Consider the following 20785-nt stretch of genomic DNA (forward strand, 5'->3'; position numbering starts at 1 on the left):
TGTTCACATTCTTTCTTTGGCTAAAAAAACCAATTGATAATTTTTGGTAAAAAGATAATCAGCCCCACACAAACCGACATAATTGCGGCCACCATAACAGCCCCTGCAGCTGTATCCTTGGCAACTTTGGCCAGATGATGGTATTCCTCAGTATAAAGATCCACCAGGGTTTCGATAGCTGTATTGATGATCTCCAGGATAAAAACAAATCCAATCATAATCACTAATGACAGCCATTCATAGCTTTCAATTTGAAAAACAAAACCAAAGGCAATGGTGATAAATCCAACACCAAAGTGAATCCGCATGTTGGGCTGGGTTTTAAGGGTATAGAGAATACCTTCAACGGCAAAAGAAAAACTCTTTTTTAACTTTCTTCTAATCTCTCCCACCTCCTGATTTTTACTGTTTGGATAAAACACGACGACACGTTTCAGGTTGGACGGGTAATCTAGTCGTCACCCATAATTTCCTTTTCGATGCGTCTCATTTCGGATTTTTCGTCCTCCTCCATATGGTCATAGCCCAACAGGTGTAGAACACTATGCACCGATAAATAAGAAAGCTCCCGGGTTAGGCTGTTTCCGTACTCCTTGGCTTGAGCTTCGGCCTGCTGGATACAGATGACAATATCTCCAAGCAGCAAAGGCAGAAAAGGATTATCCTTAATGATTGCTTCGCGATGAAGGATGAAATCCTCATGCATGGGAAAGGACAGCACATCGGTAATCGTATCTTTGCCCCGATAGTCTCTGTTTAGATCCTTTATTTCGGTGGTATTGACAAATGAAAAACTCACTTCGCACTCTACTCCAATTTCTTGATCAAGGAGTGTCCGCATCATAGCGTCTTCAATTTCTTCCAGGATGATGTCTGTAATTTCAAACTCACTGCGATTATCATAAGCGACTACGAGCATATTATTTCCTCTCCGGTTTCATTTCTTTTTAGTGGCCGCTTTCGCTTTCGCTTCTTCTCTTGCAGCTGATCGCATGGCAGATTTTTTAGCATCTGTCAATGGCGTCTGGTCAGGGATCAACTCATCATAAGGTGGGGTTGTCATGTGAGAGAGCATACCGAAACCATGGTTAAAGTCAATTATCGTAATACTTCCTAATTTAATGTCAAAATGCCATTTACAGTCAAGCGGTAAATTTAGCATATTGGTGAGCATCCCGTGAATGGTTCCACCATGGGCAACCATTAAAACTGTTTCGCCTTCATTCAATTCTGCTAAAAATTCAGCGCAAAGATCATGATATTCCCGCTGGCTCTGACCCTCAGGGACAGCATAATCTATATAACTCGACATCCATTGATCCCATTCGGTCTGGAAGATTTCAATGCACTCATCCCGAGTTTTGCCTTCGAAAATGCCAAAGTTGAACTCCCGGAGACGATGATCCACCTGAATCTCCTTACCCGTGGATTGACCTACTGCCTGAGCAATTTTCAAAGCCCGTGAGGTTGGACTAGCATAAATTTTGTCAAATGACAGTTTCTCATTCAGGGCGATCAGTTCTTCTACCAACAATACCTTCATCGCCTCGCCCCGAGGAGTATAGTCTGATTCGGTGTGGCCGTTGAGGCGATGCTCCACGTTTCCATATGTTTCTACATGTCTTACCAGTATAAGTTTCATTTTTTCTTCCTTATGTAATTTTAAACTTTTCTCTATTATAACTCATTTTAATCAGGGAAACCAAATTTTTTTGCCAAGCGCTATCTTTTTAGTTATAATTAATAAAGTACCTGAGAAAGGAAGTCACCATGGAAAAAACTAAAAAAAAATCTCTTTTCGCTGATCTTAGTCTTGTGGCCGTGGCATTTGTTTGGGGCAGTGGTTTTGTCGCTTCGAAAAACGCCCTTGGTTCAATGTCACCGATAATGCTAATGGCGGTCAGGTTTACGGTAGCGGCCCTTCTATCCGGATTTATCTTTCGAAAAAATTTGAGAAAAATCTCTAAAGAAACCATTAAGGCCGGTTGTATGATAGGCTTCTTTCTGTTCACCGCCTTTGCCGCCCAGATGATTGGACTACAATATATGCTCGCCGGTAAGCAAGCTTTTCTGACGGCCACCAATGTCATCATGGTCCCCTTTATTTATTGGGCGGTAAAAAAACAACGGCCTGATTACTACAATTTTGTGGCAGCCTTTACGATGCTGATAGGTCTGGCCCTGCTGACGATGGATTTTTCTGTTGGTTTTTCTTTTAATCCCGGGGATGTTTTGACGTTGCTATGTGCCTTTTTATTTGCCTGTCACATTGTGGTGGTGGGCATTTACTCAAAACAGCATGACCCCATTGCCCTGACTGTGATTCAACTTTGCTTTGCTGCTGTGGTCTCTTTGGGTTACGTTTTTATTTCGGGCGAGTTTACCCTAGACATACCTGTGCCCGGTCTTTTAAATGGCTTGTATCTGGGGATATTCTGTACCTTTCTGGCCTTTTTGGGACAAACGGTGGCTCAGAAATATACCAATTCCACTCATGCCGCTATTATCCTCAGTCTGGAAGCCGTTTTTGGAAGTATTCTATCAATTATTATCCTTGGAGATACGTTTACGTTGACGATGTTCTTAGGCTGCCTAGTGATTTTTTTGGGGATCCTTACCGCTGAAACCAAGTGGTCTTTTCTTAAGAAACTATTTCTTAAAACAAAACCTAAAAATCCAGAAAAACTGACTGAGATTTAGCTTTTTCTTTACAGATTAATTCCCGATATGCTATGATAACCTCCAATTGCAAGAAAAATTGCAGAGGAGGTTTTTTTTGAAAACTCAATTTAATATTGGAAATCTCGAATTTTCAAAGCCCATTGTCCAAGGTGGTATGGGGATTGGTATTTCCCTTTCCAAGTTGGCTGGATACGTCTCAAAATTTGGTGGCCTCGGGGTCGTCTCTGCTGTAGAAATGGGCAGTAATTACCCCAATTACCAGAAAAATCCTAAAGCGGCCAACCGACAGGCCATGGAGGACCACTTTAAACGTGCCAAAGAAATATCTGGCAATCGCCCCATTGGGATAAATATTATGGTGGCTTTAACCCAATACGAGCAACTGGTTAAAGATGCTGTCCAAACTGGTTATGACATTGTTTTTGCCGGAGCGGGTCTACCTTTAACCCTTCCAGAACTGACCCGCGATTCCTTAACTAAAATTGCTCCAATTATTTCATCTAAACGGGTGGCCAAACTGATTTTAAAACACTGGTGGCGTCACTATGAAGTTGCTCCAGATGCCATTGTCCTGGAAGGCCCCTTGGCTGGTGGTCATTTAGGCTTTAAACCTGAAGATCTCGTCCCAGAACGACTGGCCCAACAGGCCTTGCCCTCGCTGATTCCCGGCGTGCTTGAAGAAATCAAACCTTATGAAGATTTGGTTGGGCGGCAAATCCCATTAATTGCCGGTGGCGGTATTACCTCAGCCACTGATGTCCGGGATACCCTGGAAGCTGGTGCCGATGCCGCACAAATTGGTTCTCGATTCGTGGCGACTAAAGAATGTGATGCCTCCCCGGTTTTTAAAGAAGCGCTTGTCAAAGCCAAACAATCCGATATTGAAATCATCGTTAGTCCCGCCGGTTTGCCAGGCCGGGCAATTCATAACCACTTTCTGGAAGAGGTTAAAGCAGGGCTGCGACATCCTGTTAATTGTCCCATTAATTGCATAAAATCATGCGATTATAAAACGGCTCCCTACTGTATTGCCCTTGCTCTGATTGCCGGAAAACAGGGTGATCTGGAGAATGGCTATGTTTTTTCCGGGGCTAATGCATATAAAATCACTGAAATCACAACTGTGGAAGCCTTAATTGACGAATTGACAAAAGAATTAAGTCACTAATCTGGTCTTTAGTCATTTTTTTAGCGATCTTATAAGTCTTAATATGCCCTAAGAAAAAAGTTAATATCTGAACTTTTCTTGACAAATACTTTTTTAGCGCTATAATTAGTTAGACAATCTAACGATAATGGAGGTGATCCCTTGGACTCTTTTTCTTCCCAACTCAACGCCGTTTTGGTCGATACATTCAATACTATTTTAAAATTTGAAGAAAATTTACTCAAGCAATCTACGAATATTGATTTATCAATCAATGAAATGCATCTGATTGAGCATGTGGGAAAAAACAAAAATGATGGAAAAACCATTAGTGATCTTGCCCAAAGTCTTAATATTACCCTCCCTTCTGTAACGGTGGCGATAAATAAATTGGTTAAAAAAGGGTATGTAAAGAAAGAAAAGAGTAATACCGATGGACGGGTTGTATACGTTCGACTTACCGATAAGGGTTTACGGATCGATAAAATCCATCAGTATTTTCATGTAAAAATGGTGAAAGATATTTCTAGTGAAATGACTGTTGCCGAAAAAGAAGTATTAATTCACGGTATGGAAAAATTAAACGGTTTTTTCAAAAATAAATTATCAAGATTATCTGACGAAAATGAAACGTCTGAGCCTTGATGCTTGGAGGAACAAATGTCCTTTACAATTATCGGAACCGGTTCTGCATTGCCAAGAACAATTCAGACCAATGAAGACCTCGCCCAGTTTCTTAATACATCTAATGAATGGATCGTTTCAAGAACTGGCATCGAATCACGACACATTTGTGTGGCAGAATCCATTTTAGACATCGCTCTGGAAGCCAGTGTGAATGCCCTGGATAATGCCCAAATCAAACCAGCAGAACTTGATCTAATTATCTGCCCCACCCTTGGCGGTGATACCGTCACCCCTTCCCTGGCCTGCTTGATTCAGGAAAAATTGGGTGCAACCTGCCCCAGCTTTGATCTCAATGCCGCTTGCTCCGGCTTTGTCTATGGACTTGATGTGGCTGACGCTTATTTTTCCCGGAATAATGACCAAAAAATTCTGGTCATTGCGGTGGACGCCATGTCCAAGCTGGTGGACTGGCAAGATCGGGCTACTGCTGTACTTTTCGGAGACGGTGCCGGTGCCGCTGTGCTGGCCAGCGGGAATAGCTTAAGAGCCATTCAGCTGACCGCCGTCGGAAATCAGCATGCCTTAAGTATTCCCTGGCCTAAGGGTAATCATCCCCTGACCCAAAACCAGACCAACCCAGCCCCCTATCTGCTGATGGACGGGCCGGAAGTTTATCGCTTTGCGGTAGCTGCCATCTGCAGTGACTTACGCTCAGTGGCAAAAGCCGCCGGCATCGAACTGGCCGATCTGGATTACATCATTCCCCATCAAGCGAACCTGCGGATTATCGAAGGAGCGGCCAAACGCCTAAAACTGCCAATGGATAAATTTGTTCTGCGAGTCAATGGTTGTGGTAATACCTCAGCCGCCAGCATCCCACTGGTGCTGGATGAACTTAACCGCAGTAACACCTTTAAACCCGGCACCCGGATTGCCTTAACCGCCTTCGGCGGAGGTCTGACAACCGGTGCCTGCGTTATCGAATGGGCTGATCATTATATGGCGTAGTATTGTTAGTAAAATTATAACTAAAAATGACTTCAGCTTAAATTCTTAAATAGTACCGGCAATTGTTACATCATGTTGTATGCGACAGATTAATAATTGGTCGGTACGGGATCTCAATCAAAAATTTATTTATAATCTTAGGAGGATTAATCAAATGGTATTAGAAAAAGTAGTGGAAATTTTACGGAATTACAAAGATGAACAAGATTTAGCCGTTACAGTAGCTTCAACATTCGAAGAACTGGAACTGGATTCTCTGGATACCGTGGAGCTAGTCATGGAAATTGAAGAAGCCTTTGATACCAGCATTGAAATGGATGGCGAAATTAAGACCATTGGTGATGTGGTAACGCTGATTGAAAAAGCAATCGTTTAGGTGAAATAGTATGATAAAAACACCACTCTGCGATCTTTTAAACATTGAATTTCCCATTCTTCAGGGAGGAATGGCGTGGATATCCGATGCTCAGCTTGCGGCTGCCGTGTCAAATGCAGGTGGTTTAGGGATTATTTCGTCAATGAACGCCGATGAGAATTGGCTACGCAGTGAAATTAAAAAGGCCAAAAGCCTGACTGATAAACCTTTTGGGGTCAATGTTATGCTGATGAATCCCCATGTGGATAAAATTGCACAGGTTCTGATTGACGAAAAGGTTCCGGTTGTCACAACCGGTGCCGGAAATCCAGGTAAATTCATGAAGCTATGGATTGAAGCCGGTATCAAAGTTATTCCGGTGGTACCTTCCACCGGATTGGCCCGCTTTTCTGAACGGGCTGGAGCCACAGCGGTCATTGCCGAAGGCGGCGAATCCGGTGGACACGTCGGCGAGATGTCTACCCTACCCTTAATTCCCCAGGTCTGTGACGTGGTTTCGATTCCGGTCATTGCTGCCGGCGGCATTGGCGATGGTCGGGGCATCGCCGCCGCGTTAATGCTGGGAGCATTAGGGGTTCAGTTGGGCACCCGTTTTTTAGTCGCCCACGAAACCAACATCCATGAAAATTATAAAGATAAAATTATTAAAGCCAAAGATATTGATACCACCCTTAGCGGCCGGTCATTGGGTCATCCGGTTCGTTCTCTAAAAACAACCTTTTCTAAAGACTTCATTAAAGCGGAAAATGATCCTACGACGCCGCCAGAAGTTCTGGAAGAATACGGTCGGGGTGCGCTTCGCATTGCCGCTCAGGAAGGTGATTCTCTAAAAGGTTGCTTCATGGCTGGTCAGATTGCAGGAATGATTAAAGAAAAACAAAGCGTGAAGGAAATCATTTTAACACTGGCTGATGAAACAGAAACAGTTTTAAAAGGAGGAACAAAATGGGTAAAATAGCACTGCTCTTCCCCGGTCAAGGTTCACAGTTTGTCGGAATGGGCAAACCCCTTTATGAACTTAGCCAATGCGCACGGGAAATTTTTGACCAGGTTGATGCCGTTCATCCGGGCACCTCGACACTTTGCTTTGAAGGGCCTGCGAAAGCGCTCAATCAAACCCTGAATACCCAGCCTTGTATTTTTGCAGTGGAGCTGGCGGCACTGACGGCTTTAAAATGTGTTGGGGTCGAAGTTCAGGGGATCGCTGGCTTCTCACTGGGAGAGGTAAGCGGTCTGGTAGCCTCCGGCGTCTTGTCTATGGCAGATGGATTAAAGTTTGTTAAAAAGCGTGGTCAAGCTATGGATGAAGCGTCTCAGATGACACCGGCGTCCATGGTGGCCGTTTTAAAACTTGATAATGCCACGGTGGAAGCACTCTGCAAAGAATTCAGCCAATGCTACCCGGTTAATTACAATTGCCCTGGGCAGCTGGTTGTCGCCATGCTTCGGGATGATCAGGAAGCGTTTTTAATCCGTGCGAAAGAACTGGGCGGTCGGGGTATCCCCTTGACTATATCTGGCGGTTTCCACTCCCCTTTTATGACCTATGCAACCAAGCTGCTGGAAAAAAAGATCTATGAATTGACATTTTCAGCGGGTTCCATTCCCCTTTATTCCAACGCTTATGCTAAACCCTATCCTGAATCTCCAGTGGAGATCCGTGATTATATTCTTCATCAAATCAATCATCCCGTATTGTGGGAACAAACGATGCGCAACATGATCGCAGACGGATTTACCACCTTTATTGAATGCGGTCCCGGCAAAACCCTGGGTGGATTCTTAAAAAAAATTGACAAATCAGTCCTCTATTATCATGTTGAAACGGTACTAACCGATTATCTCGAAGCAAAGAATGCCGGAAAGGAATGGTCTTTTGTATGTTAACAGGAAAAACTGCACTCATTACAGGTGGTGCAAAAGGAATTGGACGGGCCATCGCCCTTAAAATTGCCCAGGCCCATGGAAATGTGGCCATTATGTACCGTGGTAGCCAAACTAATGCGCTACTGACCATCAATGAACTGCAGGCTTTGGGTGTGCAGGCCAAAAGCTATCAATGTGACGTGTCCGATTTTAACGCCACTAAAGAACTGGTTGCCCAGGTTATTAAGGATTTTGATGGATTAGATATCCTGGTGAATAATGCTGGAATTACTAATGACAAGCTGTTAATCGCCATGAAGGAAACTGATTTTGATAGTGTCATTAACACCAATTTAAAAGGTGCCTTCAACATGACCAAGCACGTCGGCACTTACCTGCTCAAGCAGCGCAAAGGTCGAATTATCAATATCTCCTCAGTTTCAGGCTTAATGGGCAATGTGGGCCAATGCAATTACGCCGCTGCCAAAGCCGGTCTTATCGGTCTGACCAAGTCCACTGCTAAAGAAATGGCCATGCGGGGAGTCACCTGTAATGCCATTGCTCCAGGTTTTATCGACACTGATATGACCAAAGAATTAAAACCCGAAATTAAAGAAGAGATTATTAAACAAATTCCCTTAAAACGTTTGGGACAGGCAGATGATATTGCCAATCTCTGCGTTTATTTAAGTAGCGATTTATCAGGCTATATTACAGGAGAAGTCATTAAAGTTGATGGCGGTCTCTATATTTAGGAGTAATCAATGAATCGACGAGTTGTTATAACAGGATGTGGTGCTGTTTCTCCAGTGGGTAGCACTGTAGAACGTTTTTGGGAAAACCTTAAAAACGGAAGATGCGGCATTGACTTTATTAAGAAATTTGATACCACCGACCTAAAAGTGAAAATTGCAGGTGAGGTTCATGATTTTGAACCCCTTGACTATATTAAAAAGAATGAAATCCGAAAAACTGACCTATTTACCCAATACGGCATTGGCGCAGCTGTCCAGGCAATGGAAGACAGTGGTGTCCAGGCGTATGTGGACCCCACCCGACTGGGTGTTTATATGGGTTCCGGCATCGGCGGTATTCACACCTTTATTGATGAATGCCATAAAATGGATACCAAAGGCCCTGGCCGGATTTCGCCTTTTTTCATCCCAATGATGATTTCAAATATCGCCGCGGGAACCATCGCCATTCGCTATAATGCCCAGGGACCCTGTCTACCGATTGTTACAGCTTGTGCCACGGGTACCCATTCCATTGGAGAAGCATTTCGAAGTATTAAGCACGGTTATGCCGATGCCATTATTGCCGGCGGCACTGAAGCCAGTATTTCTCCTTTGTCGGTGGCCGGCTTTACTAATTTAACGGCTTTGACTACCGTTAACGATCCCACCCGGGCCTCCATTCCCTTTGACAAAAACCGTAGCGGTTTTGTTATGGGTGAAGGCGCTGGTGCACTGGTATTAGAAGATCTGGAATCCGCCCTGAACCGCGGCGCGAAAATTTACGGCGAAGTTGTCGGCTACGGGAATACCTGCGATGCCTATCACATTACTGCCCCCCATCCCGACGCCATCGGTGGCACCCGAGCCATCAGCCTGGCTATGGCGGAGGCGGTCAGTTCGGGCATTAAATTTGAGCAATCTCAGATTTATGTAAACGCTCATGGTACCAGCACCCCACTTAACGATAAATCAGAAACCATTGCCATTAAAAATGCCCTGGGTGAACATCTCAATCGAACGCTGGTCAGCTCCACCAAATCAATGACTGGCCATATGTTGGGGGCAGCGGGTGCCATTGAAGCGATCGCTTCAGTGATGGCCTTGAGAGATGGCATTATTCCCCCCACCATTGGTTATCAGGAAGCTGATCCAGATTGTGATCTGGATTATGTCAACAATGAAAAACGAGACGTCCAGAGTGATATTGCTCTATCGATCTCCCTTGGTTTTGGTGGTCACAATGGTTGTCTGGCATTTGTTAGATATGCAGGAGAATAAGAGATGGAATTAAATATAGAAACACTTCAGGCGCTGGCAAGAATCATGTCTGAAGAAAAACTCACCAGTCTGGTCCTTGATCAGGGAAACCTGAAAATCGAAATAAAACGGGAAATCGGTTCGATGCAACCATCTGAGATTACCTATCAGGAAACCCGGATGGCGGCAATGGAGCCACTGCCCCATCATACCCAGCCCGTGGCAGCCGATGCCATTGATATCACTGATACTGCCCATTGGAAAGAAATAAAATCCCCCATGGTTGGTGTCTTTTACCAAAGCAGTCAGCCGGATAAACCAGCTTATGTGACCAAGGGGCAGAGCTTTTCCGAAGGCGATACCCTGTGTATTATTGAAGCGATGAAGCTGATGAACGAAATTACCGCCGAAACTCCCGGAACCATTATGGAAGTATGCGTCGGCAACGGCCAAGTCGTTGAATTCGGTCAGGTGCTCTATCGCATCGTTGAAGACTAGATTTTAGACAGAGTTACTAGCTCCGTACCGACCAATTGTTAATCTGACCGTACCGATCATGATCGGTACGGCTAAATTTTGTTAACGGTCTAAAAAATTACTAAACGGAATTTTTATAAAATTTCAGAAGGAAATCAGAATGAAACGTGATGAATTAAAAAAGATCCTGCCACACCGGGAGCCCATGCTCCTGATTGACGAGGCTGAGAAAATAGATAACACCACCGCCACTGGGCGCTACACCGTAACCGGCGACGAGTTTTTTTTGCAGGGACATTTTCCCGGCAATCCGGTAGTGCCCGGTGTTATTCTTTGCGAAATTATTGCCCAGACCAGCTGCGTCTTACTGGCAGACCTGGGTGGTGCCAATAAGACGCCCTACTTTACCAGTTTGAATAAGGTAAAATTCAAAGAAAAGGTCTTTCCCGGTGATACCATTGAAATCACCTGCACCATTACGAGATCCAAACCGCCTTTTTATTTTGCCAGCGGTTCCGGTTCAGTGAATGGCAAGATCGCAGTGGTAGGAGAATTCTCTTTTGCCCTGATTGAGTAAGGAGGAAAGCCGTGTTTTCTAAGATCCTCATAGCTAACCGGGGCGAAATTGCGCTGCGGATTATCCGTGCCTGTAAAGAAATGGGTGTCGCCACCGTTGCAGTCTTTTCCACCGCCGATGAAAATAGTCTGCATGTGAGCCTAGCCGATGAAAGTATTTGTATTGGACCGGCGGCAGTCTCAGACTCTTATCTGAACATTTCGGCAATTTTATCGGCAGCGGTATTAACCGGAGCGGAAGCCATCCATCCCGGCTACGGACTGCTTTCAGAAAACCCCAAGTTCGCTCGTTTGTGCACCCAATGCGGTATCGCTTTTGTTGGACCAAACTGGGAAATCATTCAGAAAATGGGCGACAAAGATCAGGCCCGCGCTACCATGGCCGCTGCTGGAGTACCAATTGTTCCCGGTACCGATATTTTAAACGATCCGGATGAGGCGCATCAAAGAGCTGATGAAATTGGCTATCCCCTGCTAGTCAAAGCCCGTTCTGGCGGTGGTGGCAAGGGGATCCGTTTGGTCGAACGATCGGAAAATTTTTTAAATGAGTATTCCCTGGCCAGACAAGAAGCGCAAAACGCTTTTAATGACGATGGGGTTTATCTGGAAAAGTTTTTAACCCGGGTAAAGCATATCGAAATTCAATTGCTTTGTGATCAGCATCAACATGTTGTTGCCTTAGGCGAACGGGAATGCTCCATTCAACGCAAAAATCAGAAATTACTGGAAGAAAGTCCTTCACCATCACTGACTCCGGAAATTCGCACTGCTATGATGGACGTTTCCCGTCAGGCCGCGCTGGCCATAGGTTATGAAAATGCCGGTACCATCGAATTTTTAATGGATATGCACGGCCATTTTTATTTTATGGAAATGAACACCCGATTGCAGGTTGAACATCCAATTACTGAAATGGTTACTGGAGTAGATATTGTCAAATGGCAGATCCGGATTGCCGCTGGATTGCCGCTGACATTTTCTCAGCAAGATGTGTACATTCATGGTCATGCCATCGAATGCCGAATCAATGCTGAAAATCCGCTACTGGATTTTAGACCCAACTGCGGAACCATTGAATTTCTGCATGTTCCCGGAGGACCCTGGGTTCGTTTTGATACCCTACTCTATCAAGGCTATTCGATTCCTCCGTATTACGATTCCATGGTTGGCAAGCTGATTGTCCATTCCAAAACCCGTGAGCTGACGATCCGGAAAATGAAGGCCGCCTTGTGCGAGCTGGTGATTGAAGGGATCGACCACACCAGCCAGGTACAATTAGATATTCTCAGTCATCCCTTATTTATTAAGGGCGACTATTATACAGATTTTATGGAAAATGAATTCGGTAAACCCTTATCCGAATAGAAATGGAGGTTTTAAATGCTAAGTAAAAGTCTATTTAAAAAACCCAAGAATGAACTTGAAGCCCAGCATCGGATCAAACGTAAAACAGACCCGGCCATTCCTTCGGAACTGTGCCGAAGCTGTCCATCCTGTAAACAATTGAGCTTCACGTCAGATTTAGAAAATAACTTCCACGTCTGCCCCAAATGCGGTCACCATTTTCGCATCAATGCCAGACAACGCCTAAATATGATTGTTGATCCGGATACTTTTGTCGAACAGCATCATGAGTTATCCTCATTCAATCGACTGGAATTTCCCGGATACGATGAAAAGCTGGAGCAGGCTACCCTGTTCAGTCACGAAAATGAAGGCGTTATCATTGGAACTGGAAAAATAGACAATCGGGAGGTGGCTCTATTTGTGATGGAAGCCACCTTTATGATGGGGAGCATGGGGCAGGTGGTGGGTGAAAAAATCACCCTGATCTTTGAATATGCCCGTTCGCATTGTCTTCCGGTGCTTGGCTATACCGTTTCCGGTGGGGCCCGAATGCAGGAAGGGATGTTGGCCCTGATGCAGATGGCTAAGACCAGCGGTGCGGTCAAACGTCACAGTGATGCCGGTCTGCTCTATCTTACCATCCTCACCGACCCGACCACCGGTGGTGTTACTGCCAGTTTTGCCATGGAAGGTGATATTATTTTGGCCGAACCCGAAGCTTTGATTGCCTTTGCCGGTCCCCGGGTTATTGAACAAACCATACGGCAGCGGTTACCAAAAGGATTTCAGCGGGCTGAATTTTTACTTGAAAAAGGATTTGTAGATGCGATTGTACCCCGTAGTATCCAAAAAGAAACGGTGAAGCGGCTATTGATCCTTCACGAAAACCCCAAAGGCGGTAATAAAAATGGAAGCATATAAACGTGTCGCACTAGCCCGGAAGAAAAGCCGTCCCACTGGTCAGGATTTCATCGATAATCTGTTCACCGATTTTATCGAACTGCACGGCGACCGCTGTTTTGGTGATGATCCCGCGATGATTACCGGCCTGGGATTTCTGATGGACTTGCCGGTTACCGTTATTGCCCAGGAACGGGGAAAAAATACTAAATCACGGGTCAAGCGAAATTTCGGATCTTCCCATCCCGAAGGCTACCGAAAAGCTCTGCGGCAGATGAAGCTGGCGGAGAAATTCAATCGTCCAATTGTCTGTCTGATCGATACCTCTGGCGCATTTTGTGGCATCGGTGCTGAAGAACGAGGGCAAGGGCATGCTATTGCTAAAAATCTGATGGAAATGATGAGCCTTACGGTACCAATCCTGTCCATTGTAATTGGCGAAGGTGGTAGTGGCGGTGCTCTGGCTTTAGGTGTGGCTGATGAGGTCTGGATGCTGGAAAATGCCATTTATTCAGTGATCTCTCCAGAAGGCTGTGCCACTATTCTCTGGAAGGATGCCTCAAAATCAAAAGAAGCAGCAAAGTGTCTAAAACTAACCGCTCAGGATTTGTATGAGCTCCAGGTTGTTGATAAAATTATTTCTGAAAACCATCGAGATTTTAAAAACGTCTATCGAGAACTGAAGATCGGTTTATATAAAAGCTTTCAAAAATATCAGGCTCTTGTTCCTGAACAATTGACGGAACACCGTTACCAACGCTTTCGTAAATATGGCGCGATTGAAACCCATTCCGAATAATTATTTAAAAACACGAGCAAACCAGAAAAAAGCAGATAAACTACCCATTGTTCTGCTTTTTTTTTATTTACCCAGAGCCAAAATAATGATATTATGAATCATCAGTAAAAATTTGTATAAAATTCAAAAAAGGAGATGATGCCATGACTGGAGATCGAATTAAATGCGAACTTGTTTATAGTAAAATGCTAACCGCTGTTGAAGACATCATGTTGGAAGAGTTTGATTTACCGGAGGGTTGCATTGATATTGGCATTTTTACCACCCAATACGATGGTGTCGGCTATTGCGCTGCCGATGAAGCCACCAAAACCTCGAATGTCGATGTTGTATACATTAAAACCCTTTACGGGTCCGGTGCTGGAATTAATGATGGTCAGGTTTTTGGTGTCATCACCGGACCCACCGTGTCTGACGTAGAAAGCGGACTTCGTTATATCCGGGACTATGCCGAAAACAAGGCCAGCGTCTACAGCGTCAATGACGATGACAGCAACCTAATTTATGCCCAGCTGGTACCCAAAATCGGCAAGTATTTTTCAAAAACCTATGACCTGCCAATCGGATCATCCATTGCGTTCCTCTTTGCCCCAGCTCTTGAAGGGATTGTCGGTATCGATGAAGCCTTAACGGTTGCCGATGTGGAAGTTGTGAAATTTTTTAGTCCCCCGACTAATTCAAATCTGAGCGGTGCCATCCTCACCGGTACCCAATCCAATTGCCGAACCGCTTGTGAAGCATTTAAAAACGCCATTATTGGCTGCGTGGAAGATCCAGTTGATTACTGATCCCCACCTTATATTAATACAAACAAAAGAACCGCCAGTTGACGGTTCTTTTGTTTGATCGGGATAAGTTTTAATAATAGTACATGGATTGCATCATTGAAGCAACAATGGCCACCACAATGCTAGAAAAAATGATGGCAAGAACAATGCCAATTCCCATAAAGATCAAGGTTGCCCAAGCAAAGTGTTTTTTTGTGGTACTAGTTTTGGAATCAACACTCCAGATAATCAGCATCACAATATTGACGATTGGTATGTACAGCAACAGCAGCGTCAGCATCCAGTCACCCAGGGTCATGGGCACTTCGGAATTTTCCGGGGCCGCCTGACGTTCCGGTGGAGCCTGATATTGTGACGAGGTCTGAGCAGGATCTGGAGTGGTTATGATCGTTTCCGAGACAATGATTTCTTCCTCAACAATACCATCAGCAATGATTTCATCCTCGACAATTTCGTGAGATAAGATTTCTTCATTTGAGATTTCACCAGGAATTTCTTTTCCGGTAACATCCTGAGAAATATTTTCATTATCGAAAACACCTGCCGTGAAATCTTCTATCTCACTGGTATTTTCCTTCAACACATTTCCACAATTACTACACACTGCATCATCTGCACCGATACCGGCATAACATTTTGGACAATACTTTGCCATTGCGCTCACATCCTTTTTATTTTATTTTATCATAAAAACAGAATGATTTCAAAATATAATTTAGGATACAACTTCAATTTTCTTAATTACCTGATCTTCACGCGGTTTATCTGATCGATCCCGATCAACCACAACGATCGCGTCCGCTGTTTCTATTCCCGAAATCACCCTACCGAAAGCCGCATATTGACCATCTAAAAATGGTGCATCATCGACCATGATAAAAAACTGGGAGCCGGCAGAATCTGGCATCCCGGAACGAGCCATTGATATTACGCCTTTCACATGCTTCAGATCATTCACGACACCATTGCCAGAAAATTCACCTTTAATCGTGTGTCCCGGACCACCCATACCACTGCCCTGAGGGCATCCGCCTTGAATCATAAAGCCAGGAATGACCCGATGAAAGATCAATCCATTATAGAAGCCATCATTGACTAAGGTTAAAAAGTTTTCAACAGTTATTGGAGCAACTTCGGGATAGAGTTCCACTTCCATAGTCTGGCCATTTTCCATTTCAATTTTTACAATCGGATTTGCTGTTTCTGACATTATTTCCTCCAAATATTTCTTATAATTTTTACTTCAATGTAGTATACACCAAAAGAAATAAAATGAAAAGCAGTTCTCAAATATCTTAAGATATTTGAGAACTGTGTCTTTAAACAGCGTAGTTATATTCCCCAGTACTCTGGTCTAGACCATAAAAATCGGCATAGCTCAAATCAAAGACATCTTTGTTTTTACTGGAAACATCAATTTTATTCTTAATCAGGTATTGCCAGAATCCTGTTCCGCCGATATTTCCCTGGATTATGACCCCCTGAACGACGCCCTTTTTCATGACAATTTTCTGGTAATTATTGCGGTCTTCCCGTATGAAGATATCGCAATTTTCTTCGACCTCCGGGTTGATGTTTCCCAGGGATAGGGTCGTGAGCCCAAAGAAATTAACTGTATTTTTAAGGGCATAGCGATCTTCATACAAGAGTTTTTCACCCAGCATGTTGATTGCGGCAATCCGTCCCTGTTTCATGGCATTAGGCCAGATCCCGGCAATTCCGGTGACATCTCCGGCGGCATAAATATCGTCGATATTCGTCTTAAGATCATCCCCTACTAAAATGGCATGGTCAGTTGTAATACCAGATCCCTCGGTAAAGTTAAAAGCAGGTCGTACTCCGGCCGCAATAACAATGACATCAGCAGGAATCGCTTTTCCGCTGGCAAGATGGATGGTTTTTCCCCGACCAACCTCGTCAACATCGACTGAAACCACCTTATCCGCTAAAACAAACTCAGTCCCGTTTTTTTCAAACAGCTGTTGGTACGCCTCGGCCGATTTTTGATCAAGCTGTAAACTCATCACAGACTGCGTCATTTCGATAACGGTTACCTTCAAACCCCGCGCGAGCAACGCTACTGCGGCGTCCATACCAACCAGACCAGCACCGATAACGACGGCATTTCGAGCTGTATTACACTCGCTATCTAACAACTGGGCATCTTTTAAATCACGAAACCCATAGACGTTTTTTGACTCCCGGAGTCCCGGGATCGGTGGGATGAAATAGGAAGCTCCGGTGGCAATTAGCAGCTTGTCATAGTTGATATCCCGATTGTCATGGGTTTTTACCGTCTTTTTCTGAGCATCCAGCCCAATCACGGTGGTGTTACTAAGCCAGGTTATCCCATTTTTTTCAAAGAAGTCTTCAGCAATAAAACTGATCCCTTTGGCATCTCTTTCATGACCCAAAAATTTATGAAGCATACAACGTGAGTGAACGCTGTCTTCTTTAGAAATAATCACCACTTCGGTAACTGGTTCTGAGGCTTTGATTGTTTTAGCTGCACTGATTCCGGCTGCGCTGGCGCCGATAATAACGATTTTCATAGGCTTACCTCTTTCACTTCGATGGCTTTCTTGGGACAGGCTTTGACACAGCTGGGTCCGTCCGGTTTATCGTCACAGAAATCACATTTAATGACCTTGGTTCGGGTTTTACTATCTGGCTTTAAAACGCCATAGGGACAGTTCATCACGCACATATAGCAAGCCGCACATTTGCTTTCATCATACTGTACATGTCCGGTTACGGGATCTTTTTCCAGGGCGCCGCTCATACAGGACAGCACACATTCCGGCTCATCACAGTGTCGGCAGAAAATTGGCAGATATCCCTTTTGGGTGTCAAACTTAATAAAATTACGGGTCTCAGCATCAGGACTTTGCATGTTTACGGTGTAAAAATTACTACCTTCCTCATGGGCACTGATACAGGCGATGTTGCAGTTAAGACAACCATCGCATTTGTCGCGATCAATGATGATTCGTTTCATAGATTACACCTCCTTAGATGTTTAATTCCTTGCGTTTCTTTTCAATGATCGCATCGAGCGTTTCGGCTGCTGATTTAGCATTGTCATCAATGATCAGTTGTCCGCCGGTCAAATTCAGCATATCCTGGGTGAACACCTGAACCGCCACTGGGCTTCCGGTAACAAACGGTGGCAATCCTAAATGAAGCGGTAGTCCCAGCGCTAAACCAAAGGCACCATCGGCCAGAGCTTGTTCTTCTAACCATTGTGGTGCTGATAAAACCAGTGGTAATTGCGGTAAATCAACTCCGATGGCTTCAGCCAGTTCAGTGGCAACAAGTTCTAGACGGCCAATTGCCAGACATGGACCGAAGTTTAAGACTGGCGGAATCCCTAAACTTTCACAGACAGCTCGCAGTTTTGGTCCAGCCAGAGATGCCGCTGAAGGTGACATCAAGCCAACATTTTCTAACCCACCAGATGAACAGCCCGCTGATAAAACCAGAATATCTTTAGCAATCAATTCTTTGACCAGGTTAACTGTCAGCACATCATGGCCGCCAGCAGTTAAACTTGAACAGCCTACAACACCAGCAATCCCTTTTATTTCACCTTTGACAATTAGGTCGATGAGTGGTTTCCAGGTTCCTCCCAGGAATGATTTAAGGGAACCCTCACTGACACCAGTTAAAGTATCATCGTTTCCGTGGTCAGCAGCCATGTTCAGAGTAATAACTCCTCGTCTAGCCTGATAGGCAGCGATCACTAAATCAATGATCTCATTGCTCTGGGTTTCTTTTTCTTCAAAAATAAAAGGTTTCATTTCGGCATTAGCTTTTTTCGCAACATCATCAAGACAGATCTGCTTGATTTTTAATTCATCACAGATCGGTTCGATCCCCGGCAAGGTACAATTAAACTCTGATAATACCGCATCAATCGCGCCAGTGGCTAGAATCGCTTCGCTGGTAAAATTATTACCGGCATGACCGTTAAAGACTTCTTGATAATGCTCACCACGCAACTGCAGGTCCTGACCAACACAGGTACATCCGACCAATTTAAACCCTTTGGCACCCACTGCTTTAGCTTTTTTTATGACATCATCCTGAATCAATCGATCTTGTAAGTATGAAAATAAGGAATGCTGATGGCCAGTGATCATGATATTAATATAATCGGTATCAATAACCCGTAAACCCACTGGCGCCAGACGGATGGAAGGTTCCCCAAGCATCACGTCATTTAGCAGATTGGTCAGCGTTAAACCATAAAGACCAGTAGAAATACCTAATTTTAAACAATTCAGATACATATCGACGGGGTCCGAATTTAAATTGGTGGATGTTTTAACAACACCGGCAAATACTTCGGATTTCGCTCCCCCCGGTAGTATCCCCAGTTCTTTCCAACGATCGAAACGTGGTTTATAGGCCATTTTTTCAACCAGTTCCATTTTTATGTAGTCGGGTTTATATAAATCAGCTAAGACCATATCGGCAATTTTTTCGGCACGAGCATATTCATCAGCTTCATCCACTTCAAATATATCTGCCAGCTTCGCTAACGCCAACTTGCCTTTTAATACCCCTTTGCTAGCTGCAGTCTTCTTGAGCATCAGCGCAGTATTTTCGACAATATGAATATAACATCCGGAACCAGCAGAAACTGCTCTCAAAAAGTTTCTGGCAACTATGGTATCGGCGGTGGCACCACAAACGCCTTTTGGTCCGTCGGGTGTGATTCGACATGGTCCATTAGAACAGAGACGGCAACAGATTCCCTGTAGACCGAAGCCACATTTGACACTTTGTCCTTCCATCCGGTGATGGGATGTGTCGACGCTGAGATTGGAAATAAACGTCTCCAGCTTTTGATCAGCACTTGCACAGGTTTTACAGCTAAAATTTGAATTCATATGAAACCCTCCAATAATTTATTCTTTAGATATTTGTATAAACAACTGATCTTAAATTAAATAATATCTTTAAAAGAATCATTCCTATTAAGATCATGTCTAAATTATAGAACTGGAATAAATACTTGTCAATAATCATTCATGATAAATATTTGTCATTCTGAATAATCTCAAAAAATTCAAAAGCCTGATGTTTTGGCATCAGGCTTTCTAGATGTAAAAATTTATTCTTTTTTGATTGCATATAAAAGCAACTTGAAATAATCTCAAGCAAAAAGCGATACTTCCATGCGATTCAGAGAAACATCTTCCGGCAACTTATTCTTAAAATAATCTGCTAGCAGAATTTCTAGTTCGGGGTCATAGTAATCGCAGATACCATTGTTTTCCTTGTTGTATATATGTACATGAAACTGTGTGTTTGCATCAAAACGCATCACTTCCTGATTATCCTTCAATTTTAGAATCAGGCCTTTTTCTGAGAATGTTTCCAATATATTATAAATTGTTCCTACTGACATTACATATCCTTGGTTTTCAAGGGCATCCATCAACATATCTGCACTGGGATGAGATGTCATTTCTGACAACATCTTTAACACACTAATTCGTTGTGGTGTGGCTTTTAAACCTACGTTACGGATCATGTCTGTATACATTTGTATTTTTTTACTTTTCATGATTAAGAATAACTCCTAACTAATAATTTGTGTTTTAATTATAGTATGATTATTCCAAATTGTCAAACTTCTTTTGATTTTTTTAATAAAAAAGTGTTCACTTAATCATTATCTTAAACTTACACACCATTGTCTTTAGACAATCCTGTTAGAAGATAAGTGGTTCTTGAACACTTCGTTTTTTAATTTATTTGTTTAATTACCCTGATCCTGCCGCAGACTATAAATCTTCTCCATACAATGCTTGAATAATATTTTTTGCCGGTTTACTGATGACTTCATAATAAATTTCATTACCCGTTCGGAAGCCTTTAACAATTCCCGCATTCTTCAATTTTGACAAATGCTGAGAAACACCTGACTGAGATACTTCAAGACATTCTTCCATATAAGAAACATTACATCGTCCATTTGCAATCAGTCCTTTTGTAATGCAAAGCCGCACTGGATGGCCTAGTGCTTTAAGAATATCTGCTGTTATCTCGTGGTCTTTTAAGTCCATTTCCATGATAATTTCTCCTTGTGTTAATATTTATATCTACTATCTGATTATTTCACGCTAAGAGTACCGCCAGTACACGCTAATGATACTGGCAGTACTTGAGATGATACCATTGGTTCAC

The 20785-nt window shown here is 43.6% G+C and carries 25 protein-coding genes; 15 read left to right on the forward strand and 10 right to left on the reverse strand.

Going from position 1 to position 20785, the window contains the following annotated elements:
• Positions 1-20: 20 nt before the first annotated feature.
• Genes U2P91_RS06540 through U2P91_RS06550 form a run of 3 tightly spaced genes read right to left on the reverse strand, consistent with a single transcriptional unit; the run spans position 21 to position 1642 of the window.
• Positions 21-422, reverse strand: coding sequence for a diacylglycerol kinase family protein (locus U2P91_RS06540; RefSeq protein WP_322519272.1), 402 nt, complete (start codon positions 420-422; stop codon positions 21-23).
• 29 nt (positions 423-451) lie between these two features.
• Positions 452-919, reverse strand: coding sequence for an rRNA maturation RNase YbeY (ybeY, locus tag U2P91_RS06545; RefSeq protein WP_111886970.1), 468 nt, complete (start codon positions 917-919; stop codon positions 452-454).
• An 18-nt stretch (positions 920-937) separates the two neighbouring features.
• Positions 938-1642, reverse strand: a complete 705-nt coding sequence (locus U2P91_RS06550) for a histidine phosphatase family protein (RefSeq protein WP_111886971.1) — start codon at positions 1640-1642, stop codon at positions 938-940.
• A gap of 128 nt (positions 1643-1770) precedes the next feature.
• Here U2P91_RS06550 and U2P91_RS06555 point away from each other — a divergent pair, with 128 nt between their 5' ends.
• From U2P91_RS06555 to eutL, 15 genes are all read left to right on the forward strand, one after another.
• On the forward strand, positions 1771-2700 hold the full coding sequence (locus tag U2P91_RS06555) for a DMT family transporter (RefSeq protein WP_111886972.1): 930 nt from the start codon (positions 1771-1773) through the stop codon (positions 2698-2700).
• Between the two features lie 76 nt (positions 2701-2776).
• A complete protein-coding gene (locus U2P91_RS06560; protein ID WP_111886973.1) occupies positions 2777-3850 on the forward strand; it encodes an NAD(P)H-dependent flavin oxidoreductase in 1074 nt (357 codons plus the stop codon).
• Between the two features lie 141 nt (positions 3851-3991).
• The gene (locus U2P91_RS06565; RefSeq protein ID WP_111886974.1) at positions 3992-4474 is read left to right on the forward strand and encodes a MarR family winged helix-turn-helix transcriptional regulator; all 483 of its coding nucleotides are present in this window, start codon (positions 3992-3994) and stop codon (positions 4472-4474) included.
• A gap of 15 nt (positions 4475-4489) precedes the next feature.
• Positions 4490-5464 carry a beta-ketoacyl-ACP synthase III gene (locus U2P91_RS06570; RefSeq protein WP_111886975.1) on the forward strand — a complete coding sequence of 325 codons (975 nt, stop codon included), beginning with the start codon at positions 4490-4492 and terminating at the stop codon, positions 5462-5464.
• A 154-nt stretch (positions 5465-5618) separates the two neighbouring features.
• Positions 5619-5840 carry an acyl carrier protein gene (locus U2P91_RS06575; RefSeq protein WP_162624396.1) on the forward strand — a complete coding sequence of 74 codons (222 nt, stop codon included), beginning with the start codon at positions 5619-5621 and terminating at the stop codon, positions 5838-5840.
• A gap of 10 nt (positions 5841-5850) precedes the next feature.
• Positions 5851-6798 carry a nitronate monooxygenase gene (locus U2P91_RS06580; protein WP_111886977.1) on the forward strand — a complete coding sequence of 316 codons (948 nt, stop codon included), beginning with the start codon at positions 5851-5853 and terminating at the stop codon, positions 6796-6798.
• On the forward strand, positions 6786-7727 hold the full coding sequence (locus U2P91_RS06585; protein ID WP_111886978.1) for an ACP S-malonyltransferase: 942 nt from the start codon (positions 6786-6788) through the stop codon (positions 7725-7727). Before U2P91_RS06580 ends, U2P91_RS06585 begins: the two co-directional genes overlap by 13 nt.
• A complete protein-coding gene (gene fabG / locus U2P91_RS06590; protein ID WP_242988589.1) occupies positions 7721-8461 on the forward strand; it encodes a 3-oxoacyl-[acyl-carrier-protein] reductase in 741 nt (246 codons plus the stop codon). Before U2P91_RS06585 ends, fabG begins: the two co-directional genes overlap by 7 nt.
• A gap of 9 nt (positions 8462-8470) precedes the next feature.
• Positions 8471-9721 carry a beta-ketoacyl-ACP synthase II gene (gene fabF / locus U2P91_RS06595; RefSeq protein WP_111886980.1) on the forward strand — a complete coding sequence of 417 codons (1251 nt, stop codon included), beginning with the start codon at positions 8471-8473 and terminating at the stop codon, positions 9719-9721.
• Between the two features lie 3 nt (positions 9722-9724).
• Positions 9725-10198, forward strand: a complete 474-nt coding sequence (gene accB / locus U2P91_RS06600; RefSeq protein ID WP_111886981.1) for an acetyl-CoA carboxylase biotin carboxyl carrier protein — start codon at positions 9725-9727, stop codon at positions 10196-10198.
• 139 nt (positions 10199-10337) lie between these two features.
• Positions 10338-10754, forward strand: coding sequence for a 3-hydroxyacyl-ACP dehydratase FabZ (gene fabZ, locus U2P91_RS06605; RefSeq protein ID WP_111886982.1), 417 nt, complete (start codon positions 10338-10340; stop codon positions 10752-10754).
• An 11-nt stretch (positions 10755-10765) separates the two neighbouring features.
• Positions 10766-12118, forward strand: a complete 1353-nt coding sequence (gene accC / locus U2P91_RS06610; RefSeq protein WP_322519273.1) for an acetyl-CoA carboxylase biotin carboxylase subunit — start codon at positions 10766-10768, stop codon at positions 12116-12118.
• 15 nt (positions 12119-12133) lie between these two features.
• Positions 12134-13021 carry an acetyl-CoA carboxylase, carboxyltransferase subunit beta gene (accD, locus tag U2P91_RS06615; protein ID WP_111886983.1) on the forward strand — a complete coding sequence of 296 codons (888 nt, stop codon included), beginning with the start codon at positions 12134-12136 and terminating at the stop codon, positions 13019-13021.
• Positions 13008-13799: an acetyl-CoA carboxylase carboxyltransferase subunit alpha gene (locus U2P91_RS06620; RefSeq protein WP_111886984.1), complete on the forward strand. Its 792-nt coding sequence runs from the start codon at positions 13008-13010 to the stop codon at positions 13797-13799. Before accD ends, U2P91_RS06620 begins: the two co-directional genes overlap by 14 nt.
• Before the next feature lie 143 nt (positions 13800-13942).
• Positions 13943-14587, forward strand: a complete 645-nt coding sequence (eutL, locus tag U2P91_RS06625) for an ethanolamine utilization microcompartment protein EutL (protein ID WP_111886985.1) — start codon at positions 13943-13945, stop codon at positions 14585-14587.
• Positions 14588-14657: 70 nt separating this feature from the next.
• Here the strand turns inward: eutL and U2P91_RS06630 are convergent, their stop codons facing one another.
• The 7 genes from U2P91_RS06630 to U2P91_RS06660 all read right to left on the reverse strand — a co-directional run bounded on the left by U2P91_RS06630 (position 14658) and on the right by U2P91_RS06660 (position 20670).
• Positions 14658-15242: a hypothetical protein gene (locus U2P91_RS06630; protein ID WP_204355463.1), complete on the reverse strand. Its 585-nt coding sequence runs from the start codon at positions 15240-15242 to the stop codon at positions 14658-14660.
• 60 nt (positions 15243-15302) lie between these two features.
• Positions 15303-15797, reverse strand: coding sequence for a peptidylprolyl isomerase (locus tag U2P91_RS06635; protein ID WP_111886986.1), 495 nt, complete (start codon positions 15795-15797; stop codon positions 15303-15305).
• Between the two features lie 109 nt (positions 15798-15906).
• Positions 15907-17139, reverse strand: coding sequence for an NAD(P)/FAD-dependent oxidoreductase (locus U2P91_RS06640; protein WP_111886987.1), 1233 nt, complete (start codon positions 17137-17139; stop codon positions 15907-15909).
• A complete protein-coding gene (locus U2P91_RS06645; RefSeq protein WP_111886988.1) occupies positions 17136-17585 on the reverse strand; it encodes a 4Fe-4S dicluster domain-containing protein in 450 nt (149 codons plus the stop codon). Before U2P91_RS06645 ends, U2P91_RS06640 begins: the two co-directional genes overlap by 4 nt.
• Before the next feature lie 13 nt (positions 17586-17598).
• Positions 17599-19482: an anaerobic carbon-monoxide dehydrogenase catalytic subunit gene (gene cooS, locus U2P91_RS06650; protein WP_111886989.1), complete on the reverse strand. Its 1884-nt coding sequence runs from the start codon at positions 19480-19482 to the stop codon at positions 17599-17601.
• A 266-nt stretch (positions 19483-19748) separates the two neighbouring features.
• On the reverse strand, positions 19749-20162 hold the full coding sequence (locus tag U2P91_RS06655) for a Fur family transcriptional regulator (RefSeq protein ID WP_111886990.1): 414 nt from the start codon (positions 20160-20162) through the stop codon (positions 19749-19751).
• Positions 20163-20382: 220 nt separating this feature from the next.
• Positions 20383-20670, reverse strand: a complete 288-nt coding sequence (locus tag U2P91_RS06660) for an ArsR/SmtB family transcription factor (protein ID WP_111886991.1) — start codon at positions 20668-20670, stop codon at positions 20383-20385.
• Positions 20671-20785: the final 115 nt, after the last annotated feature.

It is taken from the genome of Acetobacterium sp. K1/6, from assembly GCF_034438075.1.
Classification (GTDB): Bacteria; Bacillota; Clostridia; order Eubacteriales; family Eubacteriaceae; genus Acetobacterium; species Acetobacterium carbinolicum.

Coding starts and splice junctions, on each gene's coding strand:
- accB (WP_111886981.1), top strand. CDS start 9,725: ATGGAATTAAATATAGAAACACTTCAGGCGCTGGCAAGAATCATGTCT.
- eutL (WP_111886985.1), top strand. CDS start 13,943: ATGACTGGAGATCGAATTAAATGCGAACTTGTTTATAGTAAAATGCTA.
- U2P91_RS06640 (WP_111886987.1), bottom strand. CDS start 17,139: ATGAAAATCGTTATTATCGGCGCCAGCGCAGCCGGAATCAGTGCAGCT.
- U2P91_RS06635 (WP_111886986.1), bottom strand. CDS start 15,797: ATGTCAGAAACAGCAAATCCGATTGTAAAAATTGAAATGGAAAATGGC.
- U2P91_RS06550 (WP_111886971.1), bottom strand. CDS start 1,642: ATGAAACTTATACTGGTAAGACATGTAGAAACATATGGAAACGTGGAG.
- ybeY (WP_111886970.1), bottom strand. CDS start 919: ATGCTCGTAGTCGCTTATGATAATCGCAGTGAGTTTGAAATTACAGAC.
- cooS (WP_111886989.1), bottom strand. CDS start 19,482: ATGAATTCAAATTTTAGCTGTAAAACCTGTGCAAGTGCTGATCAAAAG.
- U2P91_RS06580 (WP_111886977.1), top strand. CDS start 5,851: ATGATAAAAACACCACTCTGCGATCTTTTAAACATTGAATTTCCCATT.
- fabZ (WP_111886982.1), top strand. CDS start 10,338: ATGAAACGTGATGAATTAAAAAAGATCCTGCCACACCGGGAGCCCATG.
- U2P91_RS06585 (WP_111886978.1), top strand. CDS start 6,786: ATGGGTAAAATAGCACTGCTCTTCCCCGGTCAAGGTTCACAGTTTGTC.
- U2P91_RS06570 (WP_111886975.1), top strand. CDS start 4,490: ATGTCCTTTACAATTATCGGAACCGGTTCTGCATTGCCAAGAACAATT.
- U2P91_RS06555 (WP_111886972.1), top strand. CDS start 1,771: ATGGAAAAAACTAAAAAAAAATCTCTTTTCGCTGATCTTAGTCTTGTG.
- U2P91_RS06645 (WP_111886988.1), bottom strand. CDS start 17,585: ATGAAACGAATCATCATTGATCGCGACAAATGCGATGGTTGTCTTAAC.
- fabF (WP_111886980.1), top strand. CDS start 8,471: ATGAATCGACGAGTTGTTATAACAGGATGTGGTGCTGTTTCTCCAGTG.
- U2P91_RS06660 (WP_111886991.1), bottom strand. CDS start 20,670: ATGGAAATGGACTTAAAAGACCACGAGATAACAGCAGATATTCTTAAA.
- U2P91_RS06575 (WP_162624396.1), top strand. CDS start 5,619: ATGGTATTAGAAAAAGTAGTGGAAATTTTACGGAATTACAAAGATGAA.
- fabG (WP_242988589.1), top strand. CDS start 7,721: ATGTTAACAGGAAAAACTGCACTCATTACAGGTGGTGCAAAAGGAATT.
- U2P91_RS06620 (WP_111886984.1), top strand. CDS start 13,008: ATGGAAGCATATAAACGTGTCGCACTAGCCCGGAAGAAAAGCCGTCCC.
- accD (WP_111886983.1), top strand. CDS start 12,134: ATGCTAAGTAAAAGTCTATTTAAAAAACCCAAGAATGAACTTGAAGCC.
- U2P91_RS06655 (WP_111886990.1), bottom strand. CDS start 20,162: ATGAAAAGTAAAAAAATACAAATGTATACAGACATGATCCGTAACGTA.
- U2P91_RS06630 (WP_204355463.1), bottom strand. CDS start 15,242: ATGGCAAAGTATTGTCCAAAATGTTATGCCGGTATCGGTGCAGATGAT.